8 protein-coding genes and 2 pseudogenes are annotated in these 7,888 nt (G+C 66.1%); 4 read left to right on the forward strand and 6 right to left on the reverse strand.

Features of this window, described 5'->3' with window-relative positions:
* The 3 genes from JWQ89_RS22130 to JWQ89_RS22140 form a co-directional block, all read left to right on the forward strand.
* Window positions 1-200: helix-turn-helix transcriptional regulator (locus JWQ89_RS22130; RefSeq protein WP_299644804.1), on the forward strand; the 200-nt coding region annotated here is incomplete at its 5' end.
* Window positions 190-720 (forward strand): arsenate reductase ArsC, encoded by a 531-nt coding sequence (locus JWQ89_RS22135; RefSeq protein ID WP_299644806.1) that lies wholly within the window; start codon window positions 190-192, stop codon window positions 718-720. The genes JWQ89_RS22130 and JWQ89_RS22135, both read left to right, overlap by 11 nt.
* 9 nt (window positions 721-729) lie before the next feature.
* Window positions 730-1,431, forward strand: a complete 702-nt coding sequence (locus tag JWQ89_RS22140; RefSeq protein ID WP_299644807.1) for an aquaporin — start codon at window positions 730-732, stop codon at window positions 1,429-1,431.
* On the opposite strand, the gene JWQ89_RS22145 is transcribed toward JWQ89_RS22140, so the two are convergent.
* Genes JWQ89_RS22145 through JWQ89_RS22160 form a run of 4 tightly spaced genes read right to left on the reverse strand, consistent with a single transcriptional unit; the run spans window position 1,428 to window position 5,985 of the window.
* The gene (locus JWQ89_RS22145; protein WP_299644808.1) at window positions 1,428-2,429 is read right to left on the reverse strand and encodes a substrate-binding domain-containing protein; all 1,002 of its coding nucleotides are present in this window, start codon (window positions 2,427-2,429) and stop codon (window positions 1,428-1,430) included. The genes JWQ89_RS22140 and JWQ89_RS22145 overlap by 4 nt on opposite strands.
* A gap of 45 nt (window positions 2,430-2,474) precedes the next feature.
* Entirely contained in the window at window positions 2,475-3,473 is a 999-nt protein-coding gene (locus JWQ89_RS22150) for an ABC transporter permease (RefSeq protein WP_299644809.1), read from the reverse strand.
* Window positions 3,470-4,456 carry an ABC transporter permease gene (locus JWQ89_RS22155; RefSeq protein ID WP_299644810.1) on the reverse strand — a complete coding sequence of 329 codons (987 nt, stop codon included), beginning with the start codon at window positions 4,454-4,456 and terminating at the stop codon, window positions 3,470-3,472. The genes JWQ89_RS22150 and JWQ89_RS22155 overlap by 4 nt, the downstream gene beginning before the upstream one ends.
* Entirely contained in the window at window positions 4,453-5,985 is a 1,533-nt protein-coding gene (locus tag JWQ89_RS22160) for a sugar ABC transporter ATP-binding protein (protein ID WP_299644812.1), read from the reverse strand. The genes JWQ89_RS22155 and JWQ89_RS22160 overlap by 4 nt, the downstream gene beginning before the upstream one ends.
* 275 nt (window positions 5,986-6,260) lie before the next feature.
* Between JWQ89_RS22160 and JWQ89_RS22165 the strand changes: the two genes are divergently transcribed.
* Window positions 6,261-7,079: a FadR/GntR family transcriptional regulator gene (locus tag JWQ89_RS22165; RefSeq protein WP_299644814.1), complete on the forward strand. Its 819-nt coding sequence runs from the start codon at window positions 6,261-6,263 to the stop codon at window positions 7,077-7,079.
* A gap of 8 nt (window positions 7,080-7,087) precedes the next feature.
* On the opposite strand, the pseudogene JWQ89_RS22170 reads toward JWQ89_RS22165, so the two are convergent.
* Together JWQ89_RS22170 and JWQ89_RS22175 are read right to left on the reverse strand one after the other, a co-directional pair.
* Window positions 7,088-7,572: pseudogene (locus JWQ89_RS22170) on the reverse strand (ATP-binding cassette domain-containing protein); the annotation flags it as partial.
* Between the two features lie 7 nt (window positions 7,573-7,579).
* Window positions 7,580-7,681, reverse strand: a pseudogene (locus tag JWQ89_RS22175) (glutathione ABC transporter permease GsiC); the annotation flags it as partial.
* Window positions 7,682-7,888 lie beyond the last annotated feature (207 nt).

The following is a 7,888-nucleotide window of genomic DNA, read 5'->3' on the forward strand; positions in this document are numbered from 1 at the left end:
CAGTGCTGGCACGGGCCGGGCTGATCTCGTCGGAGCGCCATAGCCGATCGATCATCTACCGGGCGGAGCTGGACAAGGTGCGCGAGATCGCGAGCTTCCTCGTCAACGACTGCTGCGGCGGCCGGCCGGAACTCTGCGAGCCGCTGGTAGCCGAATTCACCCCATGCTGCTCACCGGGAGAGGGCAAGAATGCCTGCTGACCGCATCTACAACGTGCTGTTCCTCTGCACAGGCAATTCCGCCCGCTCGATCCTCGGCGAAGCCTTGCTGAACCATGTCGGCAACGCCGAGTTCCAAGCCTTCTCGGCCGGCAGCCAGCCGAAGGGGCAGGTCCACCCGCTGACGCTGCAGGTACTCGCCGAGGCCGACATCCCCACCGAGGGACTGCGCTCCAAGGCATGGGACGAGTTCGCCGGACCTGGGGCGCCGAGGATGGATTTCGTCTTTACCGTCTGTGACAACGCCGCCGGCGAGACCTGTCCGATCTGGCCGGGCCAGCCGATGACGGCGCATTGGGGGATCGAAGATCCCGCGGCGGTCGAGGGGCCGGAGTTCAAGCGCAAGGCCGCCTTCGAAGAAGCGCTGCGCTTCATGCGCAACCGCATCGCCGCCTTCGTCAGCCTGCCGCACGCGACCATCGACCGGATGGTGCTCGGCAGCAAGCTGCGGGGGATCGGCGCCATGGACGGCGCGTCGAGCAAGTCCGGCGGCGCTGCCTAGGAAACACCAATGCCCTCCTATCCCGCTGCCGATCTTGCCCGCCGCCTCGCAACCGAAGCGCTTGGAACCGGCGTCGTCGTCGCCACTGTCGTCGGCTCGGGCGTCATGGCCGAGCGGCTGACCAATGACAGCGCCGTAGCGCTGCTCGCCAACACGCTGCCGACCGGCGCCATCCTCGTGGTGCTCATCACCATCCTCGGACCGGTGTCGGGGGCGCATTTCAACCCGATCGTCTCGCTGGTCATGACGCTGCGTCGGGAGATCGGTGCTTCGACCGCGGCGCTCTACGCGGCAGCACAGGTTGCGGGCGGCATTGCCGGCACGCTGCTGGCCCACGCAATGTTCGAGTTGCCGCTGCTGCAGGCGAGCCAGCATGCCAGAAGCGGTGGCGGGCAATGGCTTTCGGAGGCGGTGGCGGCGTTCGGGCTGGTGCTGGTCATCCTCGCGGCCGTTCGCAACCGCCCGGCCTCCGTGCCGGCGCTGGTCGGCCTCTATATCGGCGCCGCCTACTGGTTCACGGCATCGACGTCGTTCGCCAACCCTGCCGTGTCGATAGCCCGCGCCCTAACCGACACGTTCTCGGGCATCCGGCCGATCGACTTGCCGGGGTTCATTGCCGCGCAGGTCGCCGGGGCATTGATCGCGGCCGGGCTGGTGGCCTGGCTGCTGCCGGGCGCCGGCCGCGAGGTCGGCGCCCGATCCGGTGCTTAGAAGTTGAATTCGTCGATGTTCTTGGCGTCGAACGTGGTCAGTTCGGCCTGGGTGTTCATCGCATTCTTGTCGGCGATGGTGATGGTGCCGAGGTTCGGTACCTCGAAGGTCGAGCCGACTTCGTTCTTGATGGTGCCGCCGAGCACGCCGACCGCAAAGTGGGCAGCCAGCCAGCCTTCATTGTAGGGCGACCAGAGCTGGAAGGCGGAAACGGTGCCGTCCTTGACGAAATCGCGCATTTCGCTGGGGAGGCCCAGACCCGTGACATGCACCTTGTCCGCAATGCCGCGGCTCTGGACGACCTGTGCGGCCGCCGCAATGCCCACCGTGGTCGGCGCGATGACGCCCACGAGGTTGGGATAGTTGGAGAGCAGCGCTTCCATCTCGGTGGTCGACTTCTCGGGCTGGTCGTCGCCGTAAACGGTGGCCACCAGGTTCATGTCCTTGTATTTCGGATCGTTCTTCAGCGTGTCGTTCATGGCGGCGATCCAGGTGTTCTGGTCCGGCGCCTCGGTGGTGGCCGAGAGGATGGCGATATCGCCCTTGTAGCCGATCATCGAACCCATGAGCTCGACCTGGTTCGGCCCGGTCTTGGTGAAATCGACCGGCAGAATGGTGGCGTCGCGGTGGCTTTCATTGCCGACGAGGTCGCCGTTCACGGTGAGGACCAGGATGCCCTTGGCCTTGGCGGAGTCGAGCACCTGGTTCAGCGCGTCGGGGCTGTTGGGCGCGATGGCGATGACGTTCACGCCGCGCTGGATCTGCGCTTCGATGAACGGAATCTGCGAGGTGGCTTCGGCCGTCGCTGGAGCGACGAATTCGAACTCGCAGCCGAGCGACTTGCAGGCATCCTCGAACCCGCCGGTGATCGAATCGAAGTACGGGTTGCCGGTGTTCTTGCCGATATAGACGATCTTGACCGGTTCCTGGGCGATGGCGACGGTCGTTGCCATGGCCATGCCGAGAGCGAGGCCGGCTAGAAGAGTTTTCTTGAGCACTTCATTCCTCCTGTGGGTGCCGGTTCGATCCGGCGGACTTGCCCGCTACCGTTGGGTGCGGGAATAGATGGCGTTGGTGGCGATGATGGAGACGACGAGCAGCACGCCGAGCACGACGAGCTGGACGGCCGGCAGGACGTTGGCGACGGTCATGCCGGTCGAAACGATGACCAGCAGCCAGGCGGCGAGGAAGGTCCCGAGGATGGTGCCGCGGCCGCCGAAGATGTAGGTGCCGCCCAGCATGGCCATCAGCACCATCTGCAATTCGCCGCCGAGCCCGAGATCGTAGCGCACCGAGCCCAGCCGGGAGGCGGTGAGGATGCCGGCCGCGGCGCTGACGAGCCCCATCAGCAGGAACAGGCCCATCTTGATGCGCTGGCTGCGGATGCCGGCGTGGCGGGCCGCCACCTCGTTGGTGCCGATCTGGTAGATCTGGCGGCCGAAGATGGTGGTGCCGAGGACGAGCCCGAGGACGATCGACATGACGAGAAAGATGATGACCGGTACCGGTATGCCGGCCATCAGCACGTTGTTGACGCCGATGAACCACTCCGGCACGCGGATCGACTTGTCGCCGGCGATCACCTGGGCGATGCCCCGATAGAGTGTCAGCGTGCCGATGGTGACGATGATCGAGGGGATCTGCAGGCGGATCACCATGATCGCATTGATGGCGCCCATGACGAGGCCGGCGACGAGCCCGATGCCGATGGCGATGGGCATCGGGATGCCGGCCTGCTGCGCAAAGGCGAAGAGGCAGGCCGAGAGCGCCATGTTGGCGGCGGGCGACAGGTCGATCTCCCCGGCGATGATGACCATGGTCAACACCAGCGCCACCATGGCGAACTCGGCCGAGAGGGTGAAGCTCCTGAGGATGTAGCCGAAATCGAGGAAATAGGGGGACAGGAGGCTCGCGCCGAACAGCGCAAGGATCAGCAGTACCAGGGTCATCGTCTCAGGCCGGATGACGATCACCTGCCAGAGCGGGCGCGGCGGCGCCGCTTCGCGCGCAGAGACCACAACCGGGTTTTCGATGGCACTCATGCGCGCGCCCTCGAGAGGCTGGCGATGCCCTGCTGCCGCACCGTGCGGTCGATCAGCAGCGCAATGAGGATGACGGCGCCATAGATGGCGCTCTGCGTGGTGCCGGGAATGCCGAGCAGCGGCAGGGCGGCGGCGACGCAGCCGAGCAGCAGCACGCCGAGCACGGTGCCGAGCACCGTGCCGACCCCGCCATTGATCGACACGCCGCCGATCACCACCGCGGCGATCACCTGGAACTCGAAGCCCGAGCCGGTATTGGACGGATTCACGAAGCCCCAGCGGCTCGCGTAGAGGATGCCCGCGAGGCCTGACAGCGCGCCCGAGATGGTGAATACCAGGAGCGTCACCTTGTTCACCGCAATGCCCCGCAGCGGCGCAGCGATGGGGTTGGAGCCGAGCGCGAAAATCTGCCGCCCGACGCGGGTGTGCATGACGAACCCATAGGTCAGCAGCCCAATGCCGAAGCTGATGAAGATGATCCAGGGAATGCCGAAGATCGGGGAGGTCTGCGACATCGACTTCAATGCCGAGGGCACGAACTGGCGGTCGATCTGCTTGGCGTTCGAGACGATGTAGGTGAGGCCGCGATAGAGGTTGAGCGTACCGAGCGTAACGATGATGGCGGGCAGCCGGAAGAGCGTCACCAGCACGCCGTTTAACAGGCCCAGCGCCGCCCCGATGCCGATCGAGACGAGGAAGCCCACCGGCCACCAGATCTCGGGATAGAACTTGAACATCATGCCAGTGACCATGGCCGAGAAGCCGAGCATCGAGCCGATCGAGAGATCGACGTGCCGGGCGACGATGACCAGCATCTGGCCCATGGCGCCGATCATGATCAGGGGGGTGAGCAGCAGGATGATGCGGAGGCTGTCGAGCGTCAAGAACTGCGGCTTCACCGCGCCGACCGCGATGCAGAACAGCACGATCATCACGGCGATGCCCGCCTCGCGGCGGAGGAAGATGTTGCGCAGCAGGTTCATGCGGCCACTCCCTGCCGGCTGGCCGCGCCGGGTACGGCGGCGTGCATGATCGATTCCTGGGTCGCCTCGGCGCGGCTCAGGTTGGCGGTGAGGCGGCCCTCGGACATCACCAGCACGCGGTCGCAGAGCGCCAGCAATTCGGGCAGTTCGGACGAGATGAGGAGGATGGCGCGGCCCGAGGCGGCGAGCTCGCCGATCATGTCGTAGAACTCGGCCTTGACGCCGATATCGATGCCGCGTGTCGGCTCGTCGAGGATCAGCACCGTAGGGTCGGTCAGGAGCCAGCGGGCGAGGATCGCTTTCTGCTGGTTGCCGCCGGAAAGCTCGCCGATCGGCTGGCGCAGCGACGCGAGACGGATGCGAAGCTTGTTCACCGAATCCGAAGCCAGCGCCTTTTCCACGGCGCCGCGGATGAATCCGCCCGGTGCGATCTTTCCCGGCACCGCCGCGGTGATGTTCTGCTCGACCGGGAGGGTGCGGAAAATGCCGGCGACGGCGCGATCCTCGGGCACGAAGGCAAGCCCGAGCGCGATGGCGGCGTCGGGCGAGGCGATGGTCACCGGCTTGCCGTTGACCTTGATGGTGCCGGAGGCCGCCGGGGCCACGCCGAAGATGGCGCGGGCGACGTCGGTGCGGCCGGCGCCGACAAGACCGCCGAGTCCGACCATCTCGCCCTTGCGGACGGTGAGGCTGATATCGCTGAAGACGCCGGGGAGCGTGAGGTTCTCGACCTCGAGCGCGACGTCTCCGATGGTCGTGCCTTGCTTGTGCATGTACTCGCGGAGCGGGCGGCCGATCATCAGCCGGATGATGTCGGCGTCGGTCAGCGTGCCGATATCCTCGGTGGCGATCTTGTTGCCGTCCCGGAAGATGGTGACGCGGTCGCAGAGCGCCCGCACCTCCTCGAGCCGGTGCGAGATGAAGATGATGGTGCGGCCTTCGTCGCGCAGCCGCCGCGCGATGGCAAACAGCGTCTCGACTTCCTTGGGGGTCAGGGGCGCGGTCGGCTCGTCCATGATGATGAGCCGGCTGTCCGAGGCCAGTGCCCGGGCGATCTCGACCATCTGCTGGTCGGCGATGGAGAGGCCGCGCATCGGCCGCGTGACGTCGATCCTCACCCCCAGCAGGTCCATCAGCCGGCGGGCGTCGCGCGTCATCTCGGCCCAGGGCACGCGGGCGAGCCAGCCGCCGTCGGCGCGGCCGAGGACGAGGTTCTCGGCAACGGAAAGGTCGGGAAAGGAGATCGGCTCCTGGTGGATAAGGGTGATGCCCAGGGACTGCGCGACGATCGGGCTCGTCACCTCGACAGGCATGCCATTGAGGGTCAGGGTGCCGCGTGTCGGCCGATGCACGCCGGCAACAATCTTGGCAAAGGTTGACTTGCCGGCGCCGTTTTCGCCGAGCAGGGCATGGATCTCGCCCCGGCGCAGATCGAGATCGACATCGCGCAGCACTTCGACGCCGGCAAACGACTTGGAAATGCCGCGGGCGGCAAGCAGCGGCCTGTCGCTGGTGCTGGTGTCGGTCATGCGTTCGTCCTACCTGCCCGCCGGAACCGGGGCATCGGAGTCGATGAGGTGCTTGAAGCCGGATACGGACTGGTCCAGCGCGGTGGCGCCGACCTTGCGGTTAGCCGAAACACAGAGCGTCACGGTCGTCCCTCCCTTAGCTTCATCGGCGGCTTGGACGCTGCTCTCACTCGCTGGGCGCAACTTGTCAGACAAAAATTAGTTTGACAAGTTTTAACCCCACCGCCAAACCAGTCAGCGGCGAAACGCCACGCGGCGGCGGAAGGGTTGCTGGGGTGACGAGGTCGATACGGCAGGGACAGGAACCGGCAACGCCCGGGACCGCGACGGACCGCTTCGAGGAGCTGGTCGTCGCCGGTCGTCGCCCTGCGCCGAAGACCGATTTCGGCGGACCGGCGCTCGAACGCCGCTCAATCTCCGAGCAGGTCGCCAACCGCATCATGTCCATGATCAAGTCGGGCAACCTCAGGACCGGCGACCGGCTGCCGACCGAGGCCCAGATGACCATCGCCTTCGGCATCTCAAGGCCGCCGCTGCGTGAAGCGCTGAAGGCGCTGACACTGATGGGGCTGCTGGAAAGCCGGCAGGGCGGGCGCTACACGGTTACCGACCTGTCGCCGTCTCGGCTCGTGGCGCCGTTCAACCTGATGCTGTCGATGTCCGACTATGACGTCTACGAGCAGTTCGAGGCCCGTGCGCTGGTCGATATCGAACTGGTGCGGTTGTGCACCGAGCGCGCCAGCCCCGAGGCGCGCCAGCGGATCCTGAAGCTCGCTGTCGACGGCCGGGCGTTCCACGACGACCCCGTCGCTTTTCGCCTGCTCGACATCGAGTTCCACCAGGCCCTCAACACCGCGGCCCGCAACCAGCTGCTGAACGCCGTCGCGCAGGGGCTCTACGACGTCGGCCTCGACGTACGCCGCATCGCCAGTGCGGTGCCCGGGGTGATCGAGAAAAGTGTCGCCCAGCACGTGCGGATCGCCAATGCCGTGATGGAGAAGGACGCGGAGGCGGCAATGCTCGCCTATCGCGAGCATCTCGAGCACGTGCGGGACACGACGATCCAGGCCAAGGCCGCGGCGCAGAAGGGTTGAAGCTAGGCCCGCTGCCTTTGGCCGCCAGAGATTTCGTGCGGATAGCGCGATGCGGCTTCGGGCGGCAGGCCGACCCGCCTGAAGAGATACTCGACCCGGTCGGTCAGTTCGCTGCCGGTGGCGAGCCCATGGATCTTCAATGGCTCTCCCACCAGTTCACCTACGCGCATGCGCGGATCGAGCGAGGCATAGGGGTCCTTGAAGATCATCTGGATGTCGCGCCGCACCGGCTTCATCCGCGCCGGGCTGAGCCCGCCGATATGGGTGCCGTTGATCCGGACGTCGCCGGTGAACGGCACAAGGTTGCAGAGCGCCTTGCCGGTAGTCGACTTGCCTGAGGCGCTCTCGCCCACCAGCGCCAGCGTCTCACCGGCATGCAGCCGGAAGCCGATGCCCTCGACCGCATGCACCCGCGGCGACACTCGATGGAAGAACCCCGCGCGGATGTCGAAGCGGACGTGAGATTATCGACCTCGACCACTGGCTTCTTCGCCGCCCGGGGGGATATCGATGCGCGGGATCGCCTGCCAGGCGAGTTGGCCGATGCCGAGCCTGCCATAGACGCTTTCAACCACCACGATACCCGACGTGAACATGCCGACGATTGCATCCGTCGTCGGCGTGGGTGACGATCTCTGCGAGCTTCGGAGAATTCGGGCGTGCCTTTGACCACATTCAGTGCCGATGCAAGAGCGCGCCGCGGCGTTCGCCTGGTCGAGCGCGTCAAGCTCCAGGCAATGATCCTTGCCCGGCCGGAACCCATAATCCTGCTCGAGGCGCCGGCGGGAATGGGCAAGTCGGTGTTGCTG

It is taken from the genome of Devosia sp. (assembly GCF_028290645.1).
GTDB lineage: Bacteria > Pseudomonadota > Alphaproteobacteria > Rhizobiales > Devosiaceae > Devosia_A.